Origin of the sequence: Catenovulum agarivorans DS-2 (assembly GCF_000568405.1) — a bacterium.
Classification (GTDB): domain Bacteria; phylum Pseudomonadota; class Gammaproteobacteria; order Enterobacterales; family Alteromonadaceae; genus Catenovulum; species Catenovulum agarivorans_A.
Window position 1 is genome coordinate 22,227 of record NZ_ARZY01000034.1, and the last position, 25,707, is coordinate 47,933.

General features: G+C 39.6%; 19 protein-coding genes. 14 read left to right on the plus strand and 5 right to left on the minus strand.

The features are described from left to right. The first annotated feature begins 162 nt into the window (after positions 1 to 162). The 8 genes from gyrA to pyrF all read left to right on the plus strand — a co-directional run bounded on the left by gyrA (position 163) and on the right by pyrF (position 8,937). Positions 163 to 2,793, plus strand: a complete 2,631-nt coding sequence (gene gyrA, locus DS2_RS15245) for a DNA topoisomerase (ATP-hydrolyzing) subunit A (protein ID WP_035015698.1) — start codon at positions 163 to 165, stop codon at positions 2,791 to 2,793. A 20-nt stretch (positions 2,794 to 2,813) separates the two neighbouring features. Then, positions 2,814 to 3,902 (plus strand): 3-phosphoserine/phosphohydroxythreonine transaminase, encoded by a 1,089-nt coding sequence (gene serC / locus DS2_RS15250; protein WP_035015699.1) that lies wholly within the window; start codon positions 2,814 to 2,816, stop codon positions 3,900 to 3,902. 19 nt (positions 3,903 to 3,921) lie between these two features. Further along, positions 3,922 to 4,608, plus strand: a complete 687-nt coding sequence (gene cmk / locus DS2_RS15255; RefSeq protein ID WP_035015700.1) for a (d)CMP kinase — start codon at positions 3,922 to 3,924, stop codon at positions 4,606 to 4,608. 106 nt (positions 4,609 to 4,714) lie between these two features. Further along, the gene (rpsA, locus tag DS2_RS15260; protein WP_035015701.1) at positions 4,715 to 6,391 is read left to right on the plus strand and encodes a 30S ribosomal protein S1; all 1,677 of its coding nucleotides are present in this window, start codon (positions 4,715 to 4,717) and stop codon (positions 6,389 to 6,391) included. A 92-nt stretch (positions 6,392 to 6,483) separates the two neighbouring features. After that, positions 6,484 to 6,774 carry an integration host factor subunit beta gene (ihfB, locus tag DS2_RS15265; RefSeq protein ID WP_035015702.1) on the plus strand — a complete coding sequence of 97 codons (291 nt, stop codon included), beginning with the start codon at positions 6,484 to 6,486 and terminating at the stop codon, positions 6,772 to 6,774. 16 nt (positions 6,775 to 6,790) lie between these two features. Beyond that, positions 6,791 to 7,078: a lipopolysaccharide assembly protein LapA domain-containing protein gene (locus DS2_RS15270; RefSeq protein ID WP_035015703.1), complete on the plus strand. Its 288-nt coding sequence runs from the start codon at positions 6,791 to 6,793 to the stop codon at positions 7,076 to 7,078. Next, positions 7,079 to 8,227, plus strand: a complete 1,149-nt coding sequence (locus tag DS2_RS15275; RefSeq protein ID WP_035015704.1) for a hypothetical protein — start codon at positions 7,079 to 7,081, stop codon at positions 8,225 to 8,227. A gap of 5 nt (positions 8,228 to 8,232) precedes the next feature. Then, complete coding sequence (pyrF, locus tag DS2_RS15280) at positions 8,233 to 8,937, plus strand: orotidine-5'-phosphate decarboxylase (protein ID WP_035015705.1); 705 nt, start codon at positions 8,233 to 8,235, stop codon at positions 8,935 to 8,937. Between the two features lie 16 nt (positions 8,938 to 8,953). Here pyrF and DS2_RS15285 read toward each other — a convergent pair whose 3' ends face one another. From DS2_RS15285 to sbcB, 4 genes are all read right to left on the minus strand, one after another. Continuing rightward, complete coding sequence (locus DS2_RS15285) at positions 8,954 to 9,964, minus strand: 2-hydroxyacid dehydrogenase (protein ID WP_235188626.1); 1,011 nt, start codon at positions 9,962 to 9,964, stop codon at positions 8,954 to 8,956. Beyond that, positions 9,924 to 10,418 (minus strand): glutathione peroxidase, encoded by a 495-nt coding sequence (locus DS2_RS15290; protein WP_035015707.1) that lies wholly within the window; start codon positions 10,416 to 10,418, stop codon positions 9,924 to 9,926. The genes DS2_RS15285 and DS2_RS15290 overlap by 41 nt, the downstream gene beginning before the upstream one ends. 76 nt (positions 10,419 to 10,494) lie before the next feature. Next, positions 10,495 to 10,986 carry a hypothetical protein gene (locus DS2_RS15295; RefSeq protein ID WP_051479924.1) on the minus strand — a complete coding sequence of 164 codons (492 nt, stop codon included), beginning with the start codon at positions 10,984 to 10,986 and terminating at the stop codon, positions 10,495 to 10,497. Between the two features lie 267 nt (positions 10,987 to 11,253). Further along, complete coding sequence (gene sbcB / locus DS2_RS15300) at positions 11,254 to 12,690, minus strand: exodeoxyribonuclease I (protein WP_035015708.1); 1,437 nt, start codon at positions 12,688 to 12,690, stop codon at positions 11,254 to 11,256. Positions 12,691 to 12,992: 302 nt separating this feature from the next. On the opposite strand from sbcB, the gene DS2_RS15305 reads away from it, so the two are divergent. The 6 genes from DS2_RS15305 (at position 12,993) to DS2_RS20010 (ending at position 25,440) form a co-directional block, all read left to right on the plus strand. Continuing rightward, positions 12,993 to 14,525: a DUF262 domain-containing protein gene (locus DS2_RS15305; protein WP_081754299.1), complete on the plus strand. Its 1,533-nt coding sequence runs from the start codon at positions 12,993 to 12,995 to the stop codon at positions 14,523 to 14,525. Next, positions 14,522 to 16,552, plus strand: a complete 2,031-nt coding sequence (locus DS2_RS15310; RefSeq protein ID WP_035015709.1) for a DUF262 domain-containing protein — start codon at positions 14,522 to 14,524, stop codon at positions 16,550 to 16,552. Before DS2_RS15305 ends, DS2_RS15310 begins: the two co-directional genes overlap by 4 nt. 132 nt (positions 16,553 to 16,684) lie before the next feature. After that, complete coding sequence (locus tag DS2_RS15315) at positions 16,685 to 17,392, plus strand: hypothetical protein (RefSeq protein ID WP_035015710.1); 708 nt, start codon at positions 16,685 to 16,687, stop codon at positions 17,390 to 17,392. A gap of 16 nt (positions 17,393 to 17,408) precedes the next feature. After that, positions 17,409 to 18,842, plus strand: coding sequence for a Y-family DNA polymerase (locus DS2_RS15320; protein WP_035015711.1), 1,434 nt, complete (start codon positions 17,409 to 17,411; stop codon positions 18,840 to 18,842). Further along, positions 18,842 to 21,913, plus strand: a complete 3,072-nt coding sequence (locus DS2_RS15325) for an error-prone DNA polymerase (protein WP_035015712.1) — start codon at positions 18,842 to 18,844, stop codon at positions 21,911 to 21,913. Before DS2_RS15320 ends, DS2_RS15325 begins: the two co-directional genes overlap by 1 nt. An 89-nt stretch (positions 21,914 to 22,002) precedes the next feature. Continuing rightward, the gene (locus DS2_RS20010; protein WP_051479926.1) at positions 22,003 to 25,440 is read left to right on the plus strand and encodes a response regulator; all 3,438 of its coding nucleotides are present in this window, start codon (positions 22,003 to 22,005) and stop codon (positions 25,438 to 25,440) included. Positions 25,441 to 25,513: 73 nt separating this feature from the next. Here the strand turns inward: DS2_RS20010 and DS2_RS20895 are convergent. Beyond that, positions 25,514 to 25,707 (minus strand): hypothetical protein (locus DS2_RS20895; RefSeq protein ID WP_235188627.1); only part of this gene is annotated, 194 nt, incomplete at its 5' end.

A 25,707-nucleotide genomic window follows, 5' to 3' on the forward strand; every position in this document is an offset into this window, starting at 1 on the left:
TAATGAGTCCATTATAAAAATTTACGCTGTATCGACAAGCTAAAGCTTATTTTTTCAATGGTATGCGCTGAGGTTTGTGGTAGAATTGCCCGCTAAAAAACGGTTACTCACAAAATCGTGTGCAAAAAAAGCAAGTATAACAACTAGGGAAATATCCTATATATGAATGATTTGGCCAAAGAAATACTTCCAGTCAACATTGAAGATGAGCTGAAAAACTCATACTTGGACTATGCAATGAGTGTAATTGTTGGGCGTGCATTGCCCGACGTTAGGGACGGTTTAAAACCTGTTCATCGCCGCGTACTTTTCGCGATGAACGAGTTAAAAAACGATTTCAATAAACCTTACAAAAAGTCAGCTCGTATTGTCGGTGACGTAATCGGTAAATATCACCCTCATGGTGATAGTGCAGTTTACGATACAATAGTTCGTATGGCTCAACCTTTTTCGTTGAGATACATGCTGGTAGATGGCCAAGGTAACTTCGGTTCAGTAGATGGCGATTCTCCTGCTGCAATGCGTTATACCGAAGTTAGAATGGCTAAAATTGCACACTCGCTTTTGGCCGACTTAGAAAAAGAAACTGTTGATTTTGTGCCTAACTACGATGGTACAGAACACATTCCAGATGTTTTACCAACGCGTATTCCAAACTTATTAGTGAATGGTTCGTCTGGTATTGCAGTTGGTATGGCAACCAACATTCCACCTCACAACTTAAATGAAGTTATTGGTGGTTGTTTAGCAATGATCGAAAATCCCGATATCACAATCGATGAATTGATTGAGATCATTCCAGGACCTGATTTTCCAACAGCAGCCATTATTAGCGGACGCTCTGGTATAGAGCAAGCTTATCGCACAGGGCGCGGTAAAATTTATATTCGTGCACGAGCGGAAATCGAAGTTGCAGAAAATGGTCGCGAAACCATAATCGTTCACGAAATTCCTTACCAAGTAAACAAAGCTCGTTTAATTGAAAAAATGGCTGACTTGGTAAAAGAAAAACGCATAGATTCTATATCAGCACTTCGTGATGAATCGGATAAAGAAGGGATGCGAATCGTTATTGAAGTTAAACGCGGCGAATCAGGTGAAGTGTTATTAAACCACCTATATGCGTTAACTCAAATGCAGGTTGTATTTGGTATTAATATGGTTGCGTTAGAAAACAACCAACCAAAAATCTTCAACCTAGTCGATATGATTAGAGCCTTCTTAAATCACAGAAGGGAAGTTGTTACTCGTCGCACGATTTTCGAATTACGTAAAGCACGCGAGCGTGCACACGTATTAGAAGGCTTAGCAATCGCACTTGCGAATATTGACCCAATCATCGAATTAATTAAGCGTTCACCATCACCGGCCGAAGCGAAAAAAGGCTTAGTGGAAACCCCATGGGCACTTGGTGATGTGGCCGAAATGTTAGAGCGTGCAGGTACACATGCAGCACGTCCAGAATGGTTAGAAGATCATTTTGGTATTCGTGACGGTATGTACCATTTAACCGAACAACAAGCACAGGCAATTCTTGATTTAAGATTACACAAGCTAACTGGCCTAGAGCACGAAAAAATCTTAGACGAATATAAAGCATTATTAGATGAAATTGCGGAATTATTGTACATCTTATCTAGCTCTGTTCGTTTAATGGAAGTGATCCGTGACGAGCTATTAGCAGTAAAAGAAGAGTTTGGTGACGAGCGTCGCACAGAAATTACTGCAGCAGCCCACGACATCAACATGGAAGATTTAATTGCCGAAGAAAATGTGGTTGTGACCTTATCACATGAGGGCTATTGTAAATATCAACCGTTGACAGAGTACGAAGCACAGCGTCGTGGCGGTAAAGGTAAAGCGGCAACTAAAATGAAAGATGAAGATTTCATCGAGAAGCTGTTAATTGCCAATACTCATGACACAATTTTATGTTTCTCTGACCGTGGCCGTCTATATTGGTTGAAAGTGTATCAATTACCATTAGCGACCCGAACTGCTCGTGGTAAACCAATTGTAAACTTGTTGCCTTTAGAAGAAGGCGAACGTATTAGTGCGATTTTACCTGTAAGAGAATACGAAGAAGACAAATTTATCATCATGGCTACAGCTAATGGTACGGTTAAGAAAACTCGCTTAACAGAATACTCTCGACCTCGTGCTAACGGCATTATTGCGCTTAACCTAAATGAAGGCGACCATGTGATTGGTGTTGATATTACTCATGGCGACAGCGACATATTATTGTTCTCAGATGCGGGTAAAGTGGTTCGATTTAATGAGCAACAAGTTCGTCCAATGGGGCGTACTGCTACAGGTGTTCGTGGTATCAAGCTAGATGAGACGCAAAATGTTGTCTCTATGATAGTGCCACATGGAGACGGCGCAGTATTGACGGTAACTGAAAATGGTTATGGTAAACGTACACCGTTAGAAGAATATCCTGCTAAGAGCCGTGCAACATTAGGTGTTGTTTCGATTAAAGTTAGCGAGCGAAATGGCTCGGTAGTTGGTGCGGTTCAAGTCAACGACGGTGATGAAATTATGATGATCACCAACAAAGGTACGCTTGTTCGTACTCGTGTCGGTGAAGTTTCTGTTATCGGCCGAAATACCCAAGGTGTTCGTTTAATTAGAACTGCTGATGGCGAATTAGTTGTTGGTTTGCAGCGTATTGAAGAAGTCGAAGAAGATGAGCAAGACTTGGCAGAAGATGCAACGGTTGTAGAAGGTGAAGCCACAAAACCTTCACCCGAAGGCGATGACCAACAAGATTCAGACAGTCAAGAATAGTTGTTAGAGATTTAATATAAATGACCAAAGAAGTTTTTAACTTTTGTGCAGGCCCGGCTATGTTGCCAAAGCCTGTTATGCAGTTAGCCCAACAAGAGTTGGTAAATTGGAATGATATGGGGGTCTCTGTAATGGAGATCAGCCATAGAAGCAAAGACTATATTGCGGTAGCAGAGCAAGCAGAAAAAGATTTGCGTGACTTAATGGGGATTTCAGATGACTACTCTGTGCTGTTTATGCACGGCGGCGGTCGAGGCCAATTTGCTGCGGTCCCGATGAATTTATTAACTGCTCAGCAGCAAGCTGACTATGTTTTAACTGGCTCTTGGTCTAAATCAGCATTCACTGAAGGGCAAAAATATGGCCAAATTAATCTAGCAGCTGATACCTACACAAATGAAAAAGGCGAAGGCTCTATATTACCTTTTGACCAGTGGAAACTCAGTGAAAGTGCAGAATATGTCCATTATTGCCCGAATGAAACGGTAGATGGTATCGAGTTTAACTATATTCCAGAGGTTGATAAACCTTTGGTTGCAGATATGTCATCTTGCATATTATCGCAAGAAATCGATGTTTCTAAATTTGGTGTTATATACGCAGGTGCTCAAAAAAACATTGGCCCATCGGGATTGGCAATTGCAATTGTGCGTAAAGATTTAATTGGCCGCGCAAACGGCTTTACGCCATCAATATACGATTATGCAGTGCAAAACAACAGCGACTCAATGTTTAATACGCCACCTACCTACGCATGGTATTTAGCTGGGTTAGTATTTAAGTGGCTGAAATCTCAAGGTGGAGTTGCGGCAGTACAAAAGGTTAATGAGCAAAAAGCGGCACTTTTGTATAATTTTATTGATGGCAACGAATTTTATTCAAATAAAGTGGAAAAGCAGTATCGTTCCAAAATGAACGTTCCATTTTTTCTCGAAAATGAAGCATTAAATGCTAAATTTTTGGCAGAGTCAGAGCAAGCTGGTTTGTTAGCTTTGAAAGGGCATAGATCAGTTGGTGGAATGAGAGCAAGCATCTATAATGCGATGCCTCTAGAAGGCGTAGAAGCGCTGGTTGCCTTTATGCAGGACTTTGCTCAAAAGAACGGCTAAACAATAGAAGAGGATAGGGATGACGGATCAAATACCAGTCATTACCATAGATGGCCCAAGTGGTGCGGGTAAAGGTACCATAAGTAAGTATGTTGCTGACAAATTAGGTTGGCACTTTCTTGACAGCGGTGCAATTTATCGTGTTTTGGCTTTAGCAACAATTCATCACGATATTGACCCGACAGATGAAGGATCTGTTGCGCCATTAGCATCTGTGTTAGACGTGCACTTTAAATCGTCTTTAGAAGATAACCAAACTCGCGTTATTTTAGAAGGTGAAGACGTAACGGGTGCCATTCGTAATGAAAAAGTTGGCGCGGTAGCCTCTAAAGTTGCCTCTTTGCCACGCGTTCGTGAAGCACTTTTGCGTCGCCAACGAGCATTTAAAGAAGCACCAGGCTTAGTGGCCGATGGTCGAGATATGGGCACAGTGGTGTTTCCAAGTGCCGAAGTTAAGATATTTTTGACTGCGAGTGCCGAAGAAAGAGCAAAAAGACGCTATCTACAGTTGAAAGATAGCGATCCTACAGTTAAAATTGAACATCTTTTAGCCGACATTCAAGCTAGAGACGAACGAGATTCAAATCGAAGCGTTTCTCCCTTAGTGGCAGCTGAAGATGCATTAGAAATTGATTCAACTGCAATGACGATTGATGAAGTTGTTGACAAGGTTTTTCGCTTTATGCAAGAAAAACTAGGTCAATAACTTTTTTGTATTTGAGTCTGGAAACTGGCTAAGGATTGCCGGTTATTATTAACAACCCTGAGTTATTTGGATTTAACTCGGATTACCATTCAAGAAAACTTTATATATGACTGAAAGTTTTGCACAGCTTTTTGAAGAAAGCTTAAACGAAATCGAAACCCGTCCTGGTGCCATTGTTAAAGGTACTATCGTAGCAATCCAAAAAGACGTTATCTTAGTTGATGCTGGTTTAAAATCAGAAGCAGCTATTCCTGTTGAGCAATTTTACAATGCTCAAGGCGAAGTAGAAGTTAACGTTGGTGATGAAATCGACGTAGCGTTAGACGCTGTTGAAGACGGTTTCGGTGAGACTATTCTTTCTCGCGAAAAAGCTAAGCGTCACGAAGCTTGGATCCGTTTGGAGAAAGCTTGTGAAGACAACGAGACTGTTGTAGGTCTAATCAGCGGTAAAGTTAAAGGTGGCTTTACAGTTGAAGTTGAAGGCATCCGTGCTTTCTTACCAGGTTCTTTAGTAGATGTACGTCCAGTACGCGACACTACTTACTTAGAGAATGCTGAATTAGAATTCAAAGTTATCAAGTTAGATCAAAAACGTAATAACGTAGTTGTTTCTCGTCGTGCTGTTATCGAGCAAGAAACAAGTGCTGAGCGTAGCGAATTATTAGCTAACTTAGAAGAAGGCCAAGAAGTAACTGGTATCGTTAAGAACTTAACTGACTACGGTGCGTTCGTAGATTTAGGCGGTTTAGACGGTCTATTGCACATCACTGATATGGCTTGGAAACGTGTTAAGCACCCAAGCGAAATCGTTAACGTTGGTGATGAAATCACAGTTAAAGTATTGAAATTCGACAAAGAGAAATCTCGCGTATCTCTAGGCTTGAAGCAATTAGGTAGCGATCCTTGGTCTGAATTGGCAGCACGTTTCCCTGAAGGTTCTAAACTTGAAGGCCGTGTAACTAACTTAACTGACTATGGTTGTTTCGTTGAAATCCAAGAAGGCGTTGAAGGTCTTGTTCACGTTTCTGAAATGGATTGGACTAACAAAAACATCCACCCATCTAAAGTTGTTAACTTGGGTGACAATGTTCAAGTTATGGTACTTGAAATCGATGAAGAACGTCGTCGTATTTCATTAGGTCTTAAGCAATGTAAAGCTAACCCTTGGGAAGAGTTCGCTAAGAACTTCGCTAAAGGCGACCAAGTGTCTGGTAAGATCAAGTCAATTACTGACTTCGGTATCTTCATTGGTTTAGACGGTGGCATCGATGGTCTTGTTCACTTATCTGACATTTCTTGGAATGTTGCTGGTGAAGAAGCAGTTCGTAGCTACAAGAAAGGTGAAGAGTTAACGGCTGTAGTATTACAAGTAGATGCAGAGCGTGAGCGTATCTCTCTTGGTATCAAGCAAATTGACGAAGACCCATTCACTAACTACTTAAACGCTAATAAGAAAGGTGCTGTTGTAACTGGTACTGTTACTGCAGTTGACGCTAAAGGCGCGACTATCGAATTAGCTGAAAGTGTTGAAGGTTATGTACGTGTAAGCGATATTTCTCGTGACCGCGTAGAAGACGCTTCTGCTGAATTGAACGTTGGTGATGCTGTTGAAGCTAAATTCATGGGCGTAGATCGCAAAAACCGTGTTGTAAGCTTATCAATCAAAGCTAAAGACGAAGCTGAAGAAAAAGCTGCTGTAGAATCTGTTAATAAGCAACAAGATTCAGGCAATTTCAGCAACGCTATGGCTGAAGCATTTAAAAACGCTCAAAAAGGCGAATAAAATCAAATAAGAGAGTAGATTTTCTACTCTCTTTTTCCCTTCCTTTGTTATACTTTGGTAGTACCCCCTTTAAATTAGACCGGAGTAACAACATGACTAAGTCTGAACTAATTGAATTAATGGCTTCTAAACAACCTACTTTGCAATTAAAAGAGGTTGAATCAGGTGTTAAAGAATTACTCGAATATATGGCGCAATCACTAGCAGAAGGTGACCGTATCGAAATTCGTGGTTTCGGTAGTTTCTCATTACACTTTAGAGCGCCGCGCACGGGTCGTAACCCAAAGACTGGCGAATCAGTTGAATTAGAGGGCAAGTATGTTCCGTATTTCAAACCAGGTAAAGAATTACGCGAACGTGTAAATGCGAGTTTAAACGCTTAATTCCCAAGGATTCATTTTGAAAACAGCGCTTTATTTATTAGTTGCGATAATCCTAGCTGGTATTTTACTTCTGTTATCAAGTTATAATACCAGTCAGGTCGAGCTTAATTATTTGTTGGCTGTAAAGTCCATGCCGCTAGCTGTTGCACTGGCGCTCTTTTTGTTTTTTGGTGTTGCTGTTTCTTCAATAGCTTGGGCTATTTATACGTTTAAACTGAAATATCAATTACAAAAGCGCAATTGGAAAATTAATAAGCTTAACCGAGAAATCGAAATGCTTAGATTGCAAATTAAAGATCAATAAATGCCTGAAATTCTCTTTTTACTCCTACCGGTAGTCGCTTGGTATGGCTACATAATGGGCCGCAATAGTTACCGTAAAGAACAATTAAAACAACACGAAAAAATTAACCAAGATTTTTTATCTGGCTTAAACCTCTTTCTGAACAACCAGCGTGATAAAGCAATCAATGTTTTAATTGAAAACCTCGAAGTTAATAACGAAACCTTTACTACTCATATCGCCTTAGGCAAATTATTTAGAGCCAAAGGGGAAAATGATAGGGCAATAAAAATTCACCAATTTTTAGCTAAACAAGACGTGTTAAGCCCAGAGCAAAGACGCACGTCGATCATGCAATTGGCTCGCGACTATATAGATTGTGCATTATACGACAGAGCTGAAGCTTTATTGCTGCCGTTATTAGATGACAAACAATGTTCACGCGAAGCAAGAGTGATGTTATCGCGTGTCTATCAAGTTTTTAAAGACTGGCAAAAAGCCTACGAAATGATTGAGCCAGTTGAAGTATTAGAAGGCGAAAATTTTTCTAATACTAAAGCCTATTTGTTGTGCGAATTAGCATCATCGCACACAGGTGAAACTAAAGCACAAATGTTAGTTAAAGCCATTGCTTTACAAACAAATTGTGCAAGAGCCTATCTTGAATTAATAGATCATTACGCTGCTAATAATGCCAAAAAACAAGCGCAACAATGTGCTATTGAGTTGGCAAAACAATGCCCCGAATTTGCTGTGTTATTGATGGAAAAAATTGACACCTTTATCACTGAGGAAGCACAAAAGCTCGAATTTTTAGAGCAGGTTGGGCAGATCACCAGCAGTACGGCGGTTGTTGCACAAATAGCAGATATTTATCAAAACCAAAGCAAAAACTCTGATGCGCGTAAAAAAGTACTTCAACTGTTGGAAAAACACGCAACTATCAATGGTTTTGCGCACTTATTGCACCTGAATGCGAAAAAAATTGACTCACCTGAAGCCCAACAAATGATGGTAAATTTAGAAGGCATGGTGAGAAACAAACTAAAACAACTTCCGAAATTTGAATGTGATCAATGTGGTTACCAAGGTAGTTTATTATTTTGGCAATGTCCGCGTTGTAAACATTGGGGAAGTGTGAAACCTATAATTGGACTGACTGGAGACTAGACTTGATGAGTATTACCGAATCACCTGTAGTAGTGGCGTTAGACTTTGATGATGCAAACAAAGCATTATCTTTTGTTGAACAGATTTCTCCAGAAGACTGTCGTTTAAAAGTGGGTAAAGAAATGTTTACCTATTTTGGTCCTGAATTTGTTAAAGCACTTTGCAACAAGGGTTTTGATGTGTTTTTGGATCTAAAGTTTCACGATATTCCAGCGACAACTGCAAAGGCTTGTTTAGCCGCGGCCCAGTTAGGTGTTTGGATGGTTAACGTGCATTGTAGCGGTGGTACCACAATGATGCGCACCGCACGAGAAATGCTCAACGATAATTGTGCTGTGCCACCTTTATTGATTGGTGTAACCGTATTAACCAGCATGGATGATACAGACATTCAACAAATTGGCATTCAGCGTCCAGCTGGCGAGCAAGTTATCGCATTGGCAGGGCTTGCGCAGCAAGCGGGCTTAGATGGTGTAGTTTGTTCAGCACAGGAAGCATCTTTATTAAAATCGACTTATGGCAAAGATTTTAAATTAATCACGCCTGGCATTCGTCCTATTGGCAGTGCGGTTGGCGATCAAAAACGAGTCATGACACCTGTTCAAGCAATGCAGGCAGGCTCTGATTACTTGGTCATTGGCCGACCCGTTACCCAAGCTAACAATCCCAAACAGGTATTAACTGAGATTAATCAATCTTTATTGGTATAAACCAATATTGCCTGAATCAACTCGGTTTAATTTGGTTCAGGCAATCTTGCTGATTATTTAAAAGTTGAATATTACCCAATGTGGTTTGGGCGATAGCCGTTAAGGCTTCTTGTGTAAAGAAGCCTTGATGGCCAGTAATTAATACATTTGGGAAAGTTAACAAACGTTGAAATACATCGTCATCGATAATTTCATTGCTTAAATCTTCAAAAAACAAGTTTGCTTCTTGTTCGTATACATCCAACCCTAAGTAGCCGATTTTCCGAGCTTTTAATCCTTTAATCATTGCATCGGTATCAATTAACCCACCTCGGCTTGTATTAACTATCATTACACCTTCGCGCATTAACGCTAAACTATCTTGGTTAATTAGATGATGAGTTTGTGGAGTCAAAGGGCAGTGTAAACTAATAATATCAGCCTGCTTGTATAAAGTTTCCAAGCTGACATACGCCACATCATCAATTGGCGTTTCAGTGGGATCAAATGCCAAAATGTTACAACCAAACCCTTTTAGGATATTAATGGTTGCATGGCCAATTTTACCAGTACCAATAATACCAACGGTCTTTTTAAATAAATTAAAACCCAATAAGCCATTTAGTGAAAAGTTATCTTCTTTAACTCTATTGTAAGCTTTATGGAACTTGCGGCTTAAAGTAAGCATTAAACCAACTGTATGCTCAGCGACCGCTTCGGGACTATAGCTAGGGACCCGGCAAACCCGTATATTTAAATTTTCAGCGGCTTGTAAATCGACATTGTTAAAACCCGCACACCTTAAAGCGACAATATTACAGCCGAATTCTGACAACTGGCTTAATACCGCTTGGTTGACTGTATCGTTTACAAAAACACAAACTGCGTCGTATCCGCCTTGGCATAACTGAACATTTTGTTCGGTTAATGGCACTTCAAAATAGTCGACTTGGCAGTCAAACTCATGTCTAAATTGTTCAAAATAGGTTTTGTCGTAAGGTTTAGCACTAAACAGGGCAATTTTGTTGGGCATAATGGGCAAACTCATTCGTTATTTTCTCAGGCGTCGTGGTAGAGCCATAGCGCCTAACAACTTCACCTTCAGGGGAAATTAAAAACTTAGTGAAATTCCATTTAATTGACTCACTACCTAATAAGCCTTTTTTCTGTTTTTTGAGATATTTGAATAGAGGGTGTGCGCTCTCGCCATTTACATCAATTTTTGCCAGTACTGGAAAGCTCACTTTATACATTAGGCTGCAAAAGCTTTGAATTTCTTCATTGCGGCCTGGCTCTTGTTCGCCAAATTGATTACACGGAAATGCTAATACCTGCAAGCAATTAGCATATTCCTGTTGGAGTTTTTCTAACCCCTCGTATTGGGGAGTGAAACCACAATGGCTAGCAGTATTGACAACAAGAAGCCATTTACCACGAAACTGGTTTAATGAGATTTGATGGCCGTTTGCTTTTTCTACGCAGAATTGATAGATATTTGACACTGTTCACTCCTTGAAGTCTTAATCTATCGGTATGTTACGCCAATAAGGGGCTAGAGATCAATTAAAGAAAACAGCATTACGCTGATTTCTTTAATGTACGTTTTCGCCTTGGCTTGCTGTATTCAAATGCAGGATAGCCAAAAACATATAGCCTTTGTTTTTTCCAGTTTTTGTATTTGCTTTCGTTCATGTCGTGGCCAAGTTCATCCCACTCAGCACGAAACTGCACGGCCGTCCGGTAGGCATGCAACTGGAGCTCAGAGGGGAAATCAGTGTAGCCTAACGAAAAAGTCTTAACCGCTGGTTTGCCATTTTTTCGATAACTAACCCAATAAAACCTTTCTATTTCGCCTCGTCTTTTGTCTAATTTTTCTCTATACCCAACCCCGTTATAACCACAACTGGTATTAGGGTTGGGTTTATGTTTGCGCTTTATCATATGAGTTGGATAAAGCGCTTTTAGTTGTTTGTTACGATTGATTGCAGCTTTTAACGCTTTTTCAATTCCACCCCATTGTTTATACGAATAAAAACCACCTAGGTCTTTTTTATTACGTATAAACCGCATTTGGCATCCTGAGTTACATGGGAAACTGATTCCGTGCGCGTCTTCATTCAGTATCACTTTCAGGTGATCTGGAATATAGTCAGGTACAGGCACAATGCATACTCATCTATTGTCAATTTTTGTTTACCGCTAAAAACATTAAAAAATGACAAGTCAATTTAAAAATGTTTCGTAAATAAAAAATGCAAACAGCCACTTAGTATATAGACTGTTACATTTATCTAAAATTTTAGACAACAGATCCCCATTGTGTCTAATATTTTATCCTTATAATTCGTTTAAATATTGAAAAAGTGACTTTAAAACCGACATTTTCGCCTGATCTTCAGAATATTGCTCAGCTAATTGTTGAATTTGGCTGGCAAAGCTATTCAGGCTCAACCCGTAAGTACCTGATTCATCAGTTAGCCTATGTTGGCAATGACTGCGCCATTTTGCTTGCTCCTCAACCGATAGTAGGTGAGGGTAGTTACGGCCTTTAAAACGAAACCATAAAGTTGAAAAGCGTTCATCTTCAAAGTGTGGCTGAAATTCGGCTAAAGTTTCTACACGTTTTTGTTGAATTTGTTCCATAACAGCTTGGTCAGCATCTGATGCAAAGCCATCATATAATGCAAAATCGGCATCGACAGCACCTTCAAACTCCATTGATTCATATACTTGGGTTAGCTTTTCACGAATGATTGGATTTTGTTTAATAAAAGCTAAATTATTCAAACATTGCTGTCTGTCTATTTTCAAACGCTCAGCATTTTCTGGCAATAATGTTTTAGCTGTTGCTAGCACTGGGCACTTATTTAAGTGGATTAGCTTAATCGGTAATCGAGATTCACCTTCTGCGAATTCACTTGATGGTTTAAACATATTTTGTTTAATTTCTTCCACCGATAAATTAACCAAAGGTTTTGGATCTAACGCGAGATTTAAAACAATAACCGCATTATTGTTAGTTGGGTGCCAAGCAATTGGACAAATCCAAGTGCAACAGCCATGTTCAGCCTTAATTTTGGAGGACACATGCATAAGTGGCGTTAAGTTATTGATGTCAATCAGCTCTGCCAACTTACGCTTATTGCGCATATCAAACAGGTATTGATACAACTTAGGCTGCTTTTGTTTAATTAAACGAGCCATCGCAATTGTTGCACGCACGTCAGAAACAGCATCATGCGCATTTTCGTGTGCTAAACCATTCGCAACGGTTAAATTTTCTAATTTAAAACTCGGTGAACCATCTTCTTTTTTCGGCCAGTTAATACCTTCAGGCCTAAGTGCATAACAAGTTCTAACTAAATCAATAATATCCCAACGGCTATTGCCATTTTTCCATTCGCGCTCATATGGGTTAAAAAAGTTTCGGTACGCACTATATCGAGTAACCTCGTCGTCAAATCGAATGGTATTGTAGCCAACACTACAAGTATTAGGTTTAGACATCTCTGCTAATACTTTTTGCATAAACTGATGTTCACAAATACCTTTGCGCTCGACGATCTTTGGCGTAAGCTTAGTAATTAAGCAAGCCTCTGGGTTGGGTAAATAATCCATTGGCAGTTTACAAAAAAACTCTTTTGGCTCATCAATTTCATTTAAATCTAAATCCGTGCGAATTGCTGCAAATTGCGCAGGGTGATCTAGCTTAGGTGACGCCCCCCAAGTCTCATAATCATGCCAAAGTATGGATGGTTGGTTTTTGTTGTTCATATTTGTTCTCCATCCTAACTTATGTAGTTGAAATGCTTGTATAAGTTGAGTTTTTTGGTTTTCTCTTGTCTTTGTGCATCACTAGGTGCATCATAAATATACCTTTTGTGACCAGCTGGTTTTTATGCCTTTAACTGATACTACATTAAGAAAAATAAATCGACATACTATACTAAACCAGAACTCGCCGATCCAGATGGCTTATCTGTTAATGGCTCTATAAAATTCAAAGAATACAAAACTATAGTTATCAACAGCGTTGTGAAAGGCAAAATCAAAGTGTCTGGAGTGGGTTGACAGAGATGATGTTAAAGGACTTAGTAAAGAATTCAAATGACATCGCCGTTAATAGTGTAACGGCTGCTCAGTTATTTTCTGGTGATGTAATTAATATTGCTCACGAGCCGCATAATGGCTTTAAGGCTCGATTAAACCTTCCAGTATATCAGCGCCCTTACAAATGGGCTCCTAGCGATGTAGAAGCTTTACTTGATGACCTAAAGGCTTATTTTACAGCGAATACTGAAAGCATTGATTCACAAACAAAACCGTTACTCTATTTAGGCAGCGTGGTGTTGCATCAGGTTACTAATGGTTCTGAAACTATTTTAAATATTATTGATGGTCAACAGCGTATTACGACTTTGCAGTTAATTTGCATGGCAATAGCAACTAAAAGTGGTAACAGTTACTCTCTGCCAAATATGCTGTATGGTTCGCCAAGTAGCCATGAGCGTATTGCCAAAAACTATCAGTGGCTAATATCACAATCGCTCCCTGAAGAATTGTTATCGCTAGAATTAGAGCGTATTAACTTCACCGTTGTGATCACACAATCTGAAGATGAAGCCTATCGTTTTTTTGAAACGCAAAATACGGGGGGCGTGAGACTATCTGGCCCACAAGTCATTAAAGCCCACCACTTACGGGCAATACCCAGTGAAATACAAAACAATTTTGCGCGTAAGTGGGAGTCATTTAACTATTTAGATGGTGTGGTTAACAGGCTGCTTAAAGCAAGGCGCTGGCAGGCATTTGGTTTTAAACATGTGCCTTCTCACCGAGCACCTGAAGGTGTTAAAAAAGCCATTGTAAAAGAGTTTGCCGAGAATATGGGCTGCAAAAATGAAGACGTAGCCTTTAGCCGTGGCGCTCAAATAAAAAGCTTATCGGGAGCAATATCTCAGCAACTTGTTGATGGCTATTTAGCTAAGCAGCCACTGAATGCAGGTATAAATACGGTTAATTATTTAGCCTATTTTAATCAGCTATATCACACCTTGATGGTTGAGCAGTCTCAACCTTACCTAGAGCCATTCTATTCGTTTTACAACGAGGTGGTGTTAACGGCGAATAACAGCGATTTTTTAACAGAGTTGTTTGATATTGCTATTTTGCTATATGTCAGTGAATTTGGAACAGAGCATCTTAATGAAGCCAGCTTTTGGTTAGCTCGATGTGTCTTTTCTATTCGACTTTTCAATGAAAAAACAGTCAGAGAAGACTCTATTTCCTCATTTGTGAAAAATTATCCATTACTTGACTGGATAACCACGGCTTATGAGCACAAGCAGTTAGTTGCAATGTTGCAAAATTTTGAGCGAGATATAACGCCCGATAACATTGGAATATCAGATAGAGACGGCAAGCCTGCTAATGGAGTAAAGCAAAAATTCTTAAAAGGTTATGCTGAGTTTTTTAACATACTTATAGCAGAGCGCACTGGTAATCAAATAGCTCAGTCTTTTGATGCCGAATTGAAACAAGGCATAAAGAGCAAATTAGCAGAGATTAAAGAGAAAAATGTTCAAGCATTACGGGAGTGTTTTGCATGAGTTTAGCTGTATCAAGCAATACTTCTAGTGTTAGTCAGGTCGAAACAAAAGTACAAACACCACAGGATTTATTAATAAACAAAATCGCGTTTGAAATCCCATCTTATCAGCGGCCCTATGTGTGGGGCGGTGAAAGCGTATTAAAGTTATTACAGGACATAGAGCAAGCATTTATTGCCAAAGAGCACCAATATTATATTGGCACGGTACTTTCTTCTCAATTGTCGAAAAAAGCGAACAAAGATGCATCGGTGAGCTTTGAATTGATTGATGGGCAACAGCGCATGACTACCTTAATGCTGATTGCCATTGCATTTAAAAAAGCCAATGTTGATTGTGAGCTTTCAAACGTTGCGACATTGGCGCATTTTCCTCGTGTTACGTTTTCAATTAGAGAAATGGTACAAGGTTTATTGTGTTCATGGACGGATTTAGAGTTTACACATAAGCCTTCTGATGAAGATATTCATAAAAATGAATATACCAAGTATTTAGCCGAAGCGTTAAATACAGCAACGAGCTTTATTAAAGAAATACGCAAGGACAGGAAAAAAGGTGAAGCGCATTTAGTTAATTTTGCTAAGTACTTTTATCAGCAAGTACGCTGGGTTAATAACATTATTCCAGCTGGAACCGATTTGAATAAACTGTTCGCGACTATGAATACCAGTGGTGTGCAGCTAGAACAATCGGATATTTTAAAATCGAAGCTTTTAGGTAAGTTGAGCAAAAACCGTCATGAGTATGATGGCTTGTGGCAAGTGTGTGAGAATCTAAAGAATTACTTTGAGCGCAATGTGAGGCGTGTTTTTGCTGCCTCTAACTGGAATGAGCTCCAAGATGTAGAGCTTGCAAGTTTTGATAAGACAAAGTTTAAGCTTGTTGAGACCAGCAAGCCTCTGGATGGTTTAGACAAAGGTTTCAATAATACTAGAGGACTAACGCTTGAAGAGATTGTTAAAGATGAATCTTTGTTAAGTAAGTCTGAGCCTAAAAATGCGACTGACAGCAATGCTAACGACTCTGATAATGAGGTGTACTGTCGCTCTATTATTAGTTTTCCGTTGCTTTTAATTCACACGTTTAGAATTTATAACGCTCAATCTGGTAATGGAGACATTGCAAGTCGTGTTAATGGTGAGCGACTTAATCAAGCATTTGAAAAGTTTGTGATAAATGCTTCTGAATTCGAGGTAATTAAGTTTTTAGATTGCTTATGGCAAGTACGCTACCAGTTTGATAAGTGGGTTGTGAAGTGGGTAGAAAAGGCCGAAGAATCCACGGCAGCTTTACGATTAAGTAATGTTAATTTCTCAAAGACACAAAGCAGATTAAACCGAGTCCCTACAGAAATTACAGAGCTAAGCCAACTTCAAAGCGTTCGATACTTCACTGGTGAACGAAGCGCCCAGTATTGGCTTACATCTTTTCTAGGCTGGTTAGTTAAAAACAATACTGACGATAAAGACTTAGTATTAGCTAAGTTAGAAGATATTGATAACAAACTGTCATTAGCTTTGTTCTATGAACAGTTAAGTCAAAAGCAGGCAAGTTATAACTATCTCAAAAAGCCAGAGGTTAGTGTTGGTAATTCATATGAAATGAGTGCGTATCTAAAACAAATCAATGGTACTGGGTTTGAGCATTATTGGTTCCAGAAATTGGAATATGTGCTTTGGAAAAATGAGCAAAATAGAGCTGATGACAAATTCAGAAAATACCGCATTAGTTCAAAGAACTCTGTTGAGCATGTTCACCCACAACATGAAGAATACGATAAGCGGTTAGAAGATAGCTATTTGAATGCTTTTGGCAATCTTGTGTTACTGAGTCCGGGCGAAAATTCGTCCTACAGTAATCAAACGGTTGGTAAAAAACAGGAAGATTTCAAAGCCAAACCAGTATATGACTCACTCAAGTTAAAACAAATCTTTGAGCTGAAGCAAAACGGTGAGTGGGACAAAGATATGATTAAACAGCATCAAAAAGAGATGATCTGTTTATTAGAAAAGCATTATTTTGGATGAGTGGCATTTAACCACAGCCATGAGACGCAAACGCTGCATGCTTCGACAATATTTATCCGCACATTACCATCCTGCAAACCAACTTGATTTTTGCCACTGCTAAATTATACTGTATAAAAATACAGGTTATTTATGACAAGCATTATTGAATCTTTAGAAAATAAACATTGGCTATGGCGTGGCCGAGGTCAATCTCGGCAGGCTATTGGTGAGCGATTGCCAACTGGTTACTCTGAGCTTGATGAGAGCCTGCAAGGTGGTTTTGCCAAAACTGGCGTGCATGAAATGTTTGTTGCAACAGGCATTGGTGAGCTGCGCTTATGTTTGGCGGCTTGCCATGATTCAGTTTCTGTTTTTATTCAACCGCCTGGCGTATTGAATGGTCAGTTGTTAGCTTACGCGGGTATTTCTCCTCAACAAGTTATTGTCGTTAAAGTACAAGATCATAAAGAAATGTTATGGGCTGCTGAGCAGTGTTGTAAAAGTGGCGCTTGCCAAAATGTATTTATATGGCCGCAAATGCTTAATCTTGCAGGCCGTTTTGAAGTGCACCATATCAAGCGTTTACAGCTTGCCTGCCAGCAGGGGCATTGCCGATTGTTTATTTTACGTCAAGATAAACAACCGCATATCTCATTACCAGTCGAAGCCAGTTTAAGTTTAAAAGCTCATCCTAAAGGGTTGCAAGTCAAAATAAATAAACAAAAAGCAGGCTGGCCAAGCCCTTGGGTTGTGGTCAATATGTGCCAACAATGGCCAGAATTAACGACTGTTGCGGCTCAGCAGCAAGCGTTTGACAATAATATTATCCACTTTCCAGCCAAAGCTTCTGGCGGATAAGCAAAAGGAAGGCAAGATGTCAGCGGCTTTGTGGTTATATTTACATTTTCCAAACTTGCAGTTGGATAAGTTGCTGCTATCGGAACAAAGGCATGCAGATAACAATGCAATTGTTATTTCAAATAGTAAAGATGCCCGTATTGTGCAACTTAATACAATAGCGAAGCAGCATGGTATAAAAGCAGGCATGGGCATAGCCACTGCTTCGGCTTTATATCGACAATTACAAATATATCCTTACCAAGCGGATATAGAGCAACAAACCATTTTAGAAATCGCACAATGGCTTTATTTAGTCACGGCTGATATCTCTTTACATTATCAACAGGGTATTTTGATTAAAGTCAGTGATATGCTCATGCTTTACCAAAGTTTAGACAAGTACTGGTTAACACTCAAAAATCATTTAGATGAGCTGGGTTACCAGTATCAATATTGTTTAGCGTATTCGCCGATTGCTGCGCGTTTGTTGGCACAAGCGGGCACTAATTTATTAACAAGCTCGGCGGATAAAATTAATTATTTGCTTGGGCAGCTTTCTCTTGAGCAAACAGATTTAACCAAAAAACAAATTGAGCAGTTAAATAGAGTTGGCATTCAGTATTTAGCTGAATTAATTAAATTGCCGCTGGCCGATTTACATAAAAGGTTTGAACACAGTTTAGTGACTTACTTAGGCCAGTTAACTGGACAGTTACAACAAGTGGTTGGATTTTATCACCCACCTGAACAATTTAAGCAATCACTCGATTTGTTGTTTGAAATATCCGATAGTCAAAAACTATTACCTTCAATAAAAAAACTACTAGATAAGCTTGAACGCTTTTTATATTTGCGTGACAAACGCTGCCAGCAAATTCAGTTGCAATTGATTACTCGAGAAAAATCGCAGGTGCAATTAACCGTAGCTAGCAGTCAAGGTGAGTTTAAAGCAGATAAGTGGGCGAGCTTAGTTGCTTTAAAGCTTGAAAGTTGCCAACTGCCAGAGCCAGTTATTGAAATCAACTTGCAGGTTGAACGGTTATTGTCTAGCCAAGAAAATAAAGCCGATATGTTCAACCAAGCACCTGTCGGCAGTTTATCTTTACCTGAGTTAATTTCACGTTTGCAGGCTAGGTTAGGGGACAACAACGTATTATGCGTACAGCTAAAGGACGATCATAGGCCAGAGCAAGCCAACCAATTAACCGCCATTAAAGCAGATTTTTTTAGACACAAAACCAACGATAAACTCACAGGGTTATTAAGACCAAGTTTTTTGTTTGAGTTTCCGAAAAAGCTCACTGAGCAAGTTACGATTCAACAAGGGCCAGAGCGAATTGTCTGCGGGTGGTGGGATAATCAAGCGGTTATTCGCGATTATTTTATAGCTCGGAGTCAGCAAGGTGTCTGGTTATGGATTTATCGTACACCCGCACAACAATGGTATTTGCATGGAATTTTTAGCTAATGGAATATGCAGAGCTTTTTTGCCAAAGCAACTTTTCTTTTTTACAAGGTGCATCTCACCCAGAGGAGCTGGTCAGTCGCGCCAATTTTTTAAACTACTCAGCCATCGCAATAACAGATGAGTGCTCTGTCGCTGGGGTTGTACGTGCGTACACAGCAATTAAAGCGCAAAAACTAGCTATAAAATTGATTATAGGCAGTTTATTTAAACTAGATGCAGGTTTGTCGATAGTTGCCTTGTGTCCAAATCATCAAGCCTATAGCGAACTTTGTCGTATTATCAGTAACGCGAGGAGGCGTAGCGACAAAGGCCAATACCAGTTAGAGCAGTGGGATTTAATGTCGCTCAAACATTGTTTAATTCTGTGGTTACCACAAGGAAGTCACCAAGATAATACCTGGGGGCGTTGGCTACAAAAATACCATAATGGTCGATTATATATTGGCATACAAAGGCATTTAACCCACCAAGAAAATAGCTATATTAGCCGTTGCCAGCAGTTAGCGGATGAACTTGAGTTAAGCATAGCAGCAGTAGGGGGCGTATTAATGCATTGCCCAACGCGTTTATCACTGCAACACACTGTGACGGCAATTCGTTTAGGTACAAGTATAGATAAGTTAGGTTATCAAGCATTGAGTAATGCTGAGTGTAGTTTGCGTTCGATTGATAAACTAAACAAATTGTTTAAACCCCAGTGGTTACAAACCAGCCATCATATTGCAGAACAATGCCAATTTAATTTAGCTGAATTAAGTTACCAATACCCAGCCGAATTAGTTCCCGAAGGTAAAAGTGCTATGGGGTATTTACGCGAATTAGTTGAGCAGGGCAAAGCTCAACGTTTTCCAGATGGTGTGCCAGAGAATGTGCAACAAACGATAGATAAAGAACTTCAATTAATTGATGAGCTCAATTATCCATATTATTTTTTAACCATTCATGACATTGTTAGTTTTGCGCAGCAGCAGGGCATTTTGTATCAAGGGCGCGGTTCAGCGGCCAATTCTGTTGTGTGTTATTGCTTGCAAATCACCTCGGTTGATCCAAGGCAAATAGCTGTATTATTTGAGCGTTTTATCAGAAAAGAACGCAACGAACCGCCAGATATTGATGTAGATTTTGAACACGAACGCCGTGAAGAAATCATTCAATATATCTATCAAAAATATGGTCGACGCCGCACAGCTATTGCAGCAACAGTGATCACCTATAGGTTAAAAAGCGCCATTCGAGAAGTGGGCAAAGCTTTAGGTATTCATGTTACTCAATTAGAGTATTTTATCAAAAACATGAATCGACGAGACAAAGGATTGAACTGGCAAAGCCAACTGGTTGAGTTAGGTTTAACGCCGGAGTCAGTTAAAGGTCAGCAGTTTATCAATTTGGTGAATGAAATTTTGCGTTTTCCGCGGCATTTATCCCAGCATGTTGGCGGCTTTGTTATATCCGCTGGGCCTTTATATGAACTTGTGCCAGTTGAAAATGCATCTATGCCTGACAGAACCGTTATTCAATGGGATAAAGATGATTTAGAAAGTTTAGGTTTATTAAAAGTTGATGTATTAGCACTAGGAATGTTGAGTGCCATTCGCAAATGTTTTTCTATGATAGCAGCCTCAGAACAACGGCAATTAAGCATAGCCGATATCACCAGTATGCAAGATGATGCAAATGTTTATCGCATGATCCAACAAGCTGACACTGTTGGCGTATTTCAAATAGAATCACGAGCACAAATGAGCATGCTACCTAGGCTTAGACCTGCCAATTATTATGATCTAGTGATTCAAATTGCCATTGTTAGACCTGGGCCGATTCAAGGCGATATGGTGCACCCGTTTTTAAAACGGCGCAAAGGTGAAGAGAAAATTGAATACCCATCCAAAGAGGTTGAACAAGTTTTAGCGCGTACTTTAGGTGTGCCGATTTTCCAAGAGCAAGTGATTAAACTAGCTATGGTTGCGGCTGGTTTTTCTGGCGGCGAAGCCGACCAACTACGCCGCGCTATGGCCAGTTGGAAAAAGTCTGGCGAGCTGATGAAATTTAAAAGCAAACTGATAGATGGCATGCGCAGCCGTGGTTATCAAGCAGAATTTGCCAACAGGTTATTTGAGCAAATTTGTGGGTTTGGTGAATATGGTTTTCCGGAAAGCCATTCAGCATCTTTTGCTGTGCTTGCGTATGTATCTGCTTGGCTGAAATATTATTATCCAGCTGAATTTTATACCGCCATTTTAAACAGTTTACCTATGGGGTTTTATAGCGCCTCGCAGCTAGTGCAAGATGCTAAAAGACACAAAATTACAGTTTTGCCTGTCTGTATTAATCAATCTGATGCACAGCACAAAGTGGTTATTCAAGGTGCGCAAAAAAGCATGCGTTTAGGTTTTAACTTAGTAAAAGGCTTAACCCAAATAACTGCTGAAAAGCTAGTATTAAATCGACCGGTGCACGGCTATCAATCTATTGAACAAGTCAAACAAGTAATTGGCAACAAGCGCGATATGGAATTACTCGCCAGTGCCAATGCATTTGCTCAAATTGCGGATAATCGATACCAAAGCCGTTGGCAAATTATGAATAACCAAAGTGATTTGCCGTTATTTAGCCAATTACACGAACCCGAGCAAGGCTATTTATTTAAACCAAATGCATTAGATACCTTAACTGAAGATTACGCAGCTTTAGGCCTAAGCTTAGATTTACACCCAATTCAGCTATTAGAGCAACAAGATAAACTTGGTAAATTTACCCGTATGGCTGAGCTCACGGAAAAAACACATCAATCATTAGTGACAGTTGTTGGCGTCGTTACAGGAAAACAAGCACCAGGCACAGCATCTGGCGTAACGTTTATGACGCTTGAAGATGACACTGGTAATATCAATGTTGTGGTTTGGTCAGGAACAGCACGAGCGCAAAAACAAGCTTATCTAACCGCCAAAATTCTTAAAGTAAAAGGCATAGTTGAAAAAGCCGATAATGTTGTCCATGTTATTGCCGGTAAACTTGAAGACCTCACGCCTTTGTTAGGAGAGATAAAAACTCAGTCGCGGGAATTTCATTAATTTAGATTTTAAGCTATTGTTTATATATTCTAATATCAGTCACATTCGCTGATTGTAATGACCGAAGCCACTAAGGAAATACTGGCAATATGCTAAGTTCTGACTTTAAAAAATTAACCTCTATATTCGGCATCTTTACTTTATTACTCGGCTTTATCGTCATAATTGGTTGGTACACACATAACCAGCAACTGATACAAGTTTTACCGCACTTTGTGCCAATGCAGTACAACACTGCACTTGGTTTTTTACTGGCAGGCATAGCATTAACTTGGTTAGCACATAAAAAAATTGTTCAGCCACTCGCTATTTTTCTATGCTTGATCGGTGGTGCAACATTGCTGGAATATCTGCTCGGAAGCGACTTTGGAATTGACCAGTTATTAATGGAACATTACGTAACAACAGAGACCTCTCATCCAGGCCGAATGGCACCAAACACCGCATTGTGCTTCTTTTTAACAGGGCTTGCGATTAGCTTGCAGCGAACGGCTCATCGCTCGAAAATCATTACAATTTTGGCTAGCTTTATTATTAGCACCTTAATTGTCGCGTTAGGCCTAATTGCCTTGTCTGGCTACACAACAGGGTTAGAAACTACTTATGGTTGGGGTCATTACACCAGAATGGCAGTGCATACATCTATTGGTTTTATAGCTTTAGGTGTAGGTTTAATGTTGTCAATATTCAATCAATATAGGGCAGATGTTACAACTAAAGATTGGAGCTCTGCGGTTGCGACCGTTGGCTTGGTTGCGACTGTCATTATCTTATGGCAAACCTTGGTCGCGCTAGAGTCAAAAAATATTAAAGCTGCGATAGAAGACAATGCAATTAACGTTGCCAAAAGCATAGATACACAGCTTGAACTATACAAACTGCCACTTCACCGTTTGGCACAACGAATCAGGCTATTAGATAACATAGACAACAATATATTAAGTAAGGATATCTCCAACTATCTAAAAGATCATCCAAGCATAGTGGCAATTACTTTGCTTAAAGGCAATGACATCAAATACTTTGATTCTCTTGTTTACCAGAAGCCAAATCAAATTAGTGATATCACTAACCACATTGAAAACAAACAACACCATACAGATAAATACAATGGCTATTTTTCTCAAGTTACATTGAACAAACAACGCCAGCTCATCCATTATATGATTGAGATAAAATCTAACTCTTTTCCAGCAAATTTAATCGCGGTCACATTAGATGTTCAAAATTTATTTGCTCAAACCAAACAGCAGCAAAATGAGTTAGGGTACAAACTATTAATCAATAGCAAAGAAATATCACAAGCCGTGAACTTAGAAACCGGAAGTGACAACAGACTTTTTGTTAAACAATGGCGACAAGTTAGGCCACTCAACCAACTTGACTGGCAAATAGAAGTGATACCCAAAAGCACTTTAGTTGAACAATTACGCACAGGGTTGACGGAAATCGTTCTAGCATTTGGCATTGTTTTAAGTATTGCAATTGTTGTTGCTATTCGGTTATGGCAAATCGCAATTGAACGAGCTAAAGGACTAGAACAACAAAAAAGTAAGCTAGAGCTGGCCGCTGACATTGTCAATCTTGGCGTATGGCAATGGGATATACCGCAAAACACCCAAGAGTGGGATGAGCAGCTATGCAAAATTTACGCAGTACCTGAAGAAGTTAAGCAGAGTAACCAGTTTTATGAATTCTGGCAAAGTATGGTTCATCCAGATGATATTCAACAAGCTCAACAGCATTTAGATTCTGTTTTAGATTCAGACGAAACGCGCTGGAACTCTGAATTTAGATTACTATTTCCAAACAATACCGTTAAACACATCTCGGCAAATGGTGTCATTATCAGAGATAATTCTGGGCGTGCAATTAGCATGCTTGGTACCAATTTAGATGTTACCGCCGAAAAAGAAATGCAAGCGAATCTAATTGCGTTACGAGAAAAAGCAGACGCAGCAAGTCAAGCCAAGAGCGACTTTTTGGCGAATATGAGTCATGAAATTAGAACACCGATGAACGGTATTATTGGATTAACTCAACTCGTATTATCAATGCCATTAGACGAAAAAGTAAAACAGCATCTACAAAAAGTTGAAGACTCGTCTAAAGCATTACTGAATATCCTAAACGACATTTTGGATTACTCTAAAATCGAAGCTGGCAAGCTTAATGTTGTTGAAGAAGACTTTGATTTAGAAAGGCTGCTGACCACAACATCAGGCATATTAACGGTTAAAGCTGACGATAAACACAATGAATTAAACTTTAAAATAGAGCCTGGAATTTCTCAGTTTTACCGTGGTGATTCGCTCAGACTAAGCCAAATTTTGAATAATTTAGTCGGCAATGCAATTAAATTTACTGAAAACGGTTCGGTTACCATAACCGTTACCCAAAGCCATAAACAAGATTCAGTTTGGCTGACTTTTAGTGTTGAAGACACGGGTATTGGGATGTCTGAAGAACAAACAGCTAGGTTATTTCAGCCTTTTTCTCAAGCCGACCAATCAATCACACGGCGCTTTGGTGGCACGGGTTTAGGCTTAACAATAAGTAAACGCTTAATTGATTTAATGGGCGGCGAAATAACGGTAGAAAGTGAACCGAATAAGGGCAGTATCTTTACCTTTAGTGTGCCAGTTAAAAAAGCGCGAAAGCCCAAAAAACTGGCACATAAACTTTCAGAGGGACTTAAAACCCTAGTTGTAGACGACAACCACGACACACTCGATATCATTAACGGAATACTTGAATCATGGAAGTTTCATGTTGATGTTACGGATGATCCACAGGTTGCGATGGATATGGTGATTAGCGCAGCCCAACAAAAGTCGCCGTACGATTTAATTATTGTTGACTGGAAAATGCCCAAAATGGACGGCATTAAACTTACCAGCTATATCCAACAAAAACTCGGCCAACTGGAACTAGAACAAAGATGTACAATTGTGATGGTAACAGCCTATGGTAAAGACCATGTACTAGAACAGACGCAACGCTTAAAAGTAGAGTTAGATGCTATTATTGAAAAACCAGTTTTTGCTTCGCATTTACATGACGTTTTAGTTGATCTGCAAGCAGGTACTGGCTTTGGTGAGATTAAGCCGAATAACATCAGTGACAGTAATAATTGGAGCGGCATACCTCAACTAAATGGTAAACGGATCTTACTTGTCGAAGATAATGAGATTAACCAACTTGTCGCGATTGAGTTATTGAACAAGTTTGCTTTACAACCTGAGGTTGCAAACAATGGTAAGGAAGCGGTTGAACTGTTTGAACAATCAGAACAAAACTACGATTTAATTTTAATGGATTTACAAATGCCAGTCATGGACGGTTATGAAGCAACCAAAGCAATTAGAGAAAAAGAAAAAGGCAAACATGTGCCTATAATTGCGATGACAGCAGCAGCTATGGTTAAAGATGTAGAGGAAGTTATGGCCGCAGGCATGGATGGACACATTTCAAAACCGATAGATGTTAAGTTGTTTATTCAAACTTTAAGTAAATTTTTATCTTAACTTAAAGTTTGAATAGACACTGGTGAAACTTGCGCCGTTTCACCACTCACATCAAATAGCCGATAATGTATATTTAGTGGTCTGATTCTGAAGGACTTTTCTTGTTTATATCTACACCTGTAATCTTCTCTATGACTTTCACATGCCTATAATAAGTATCACGGCTACAAAGAAAATAAGGGTTCATTCCGCACCGCCATGTAATCCATGTACCACGGGCATTCACAGGTAATCTTGCTAGAGTTAGCTGATCTTTTTCGTTCAATA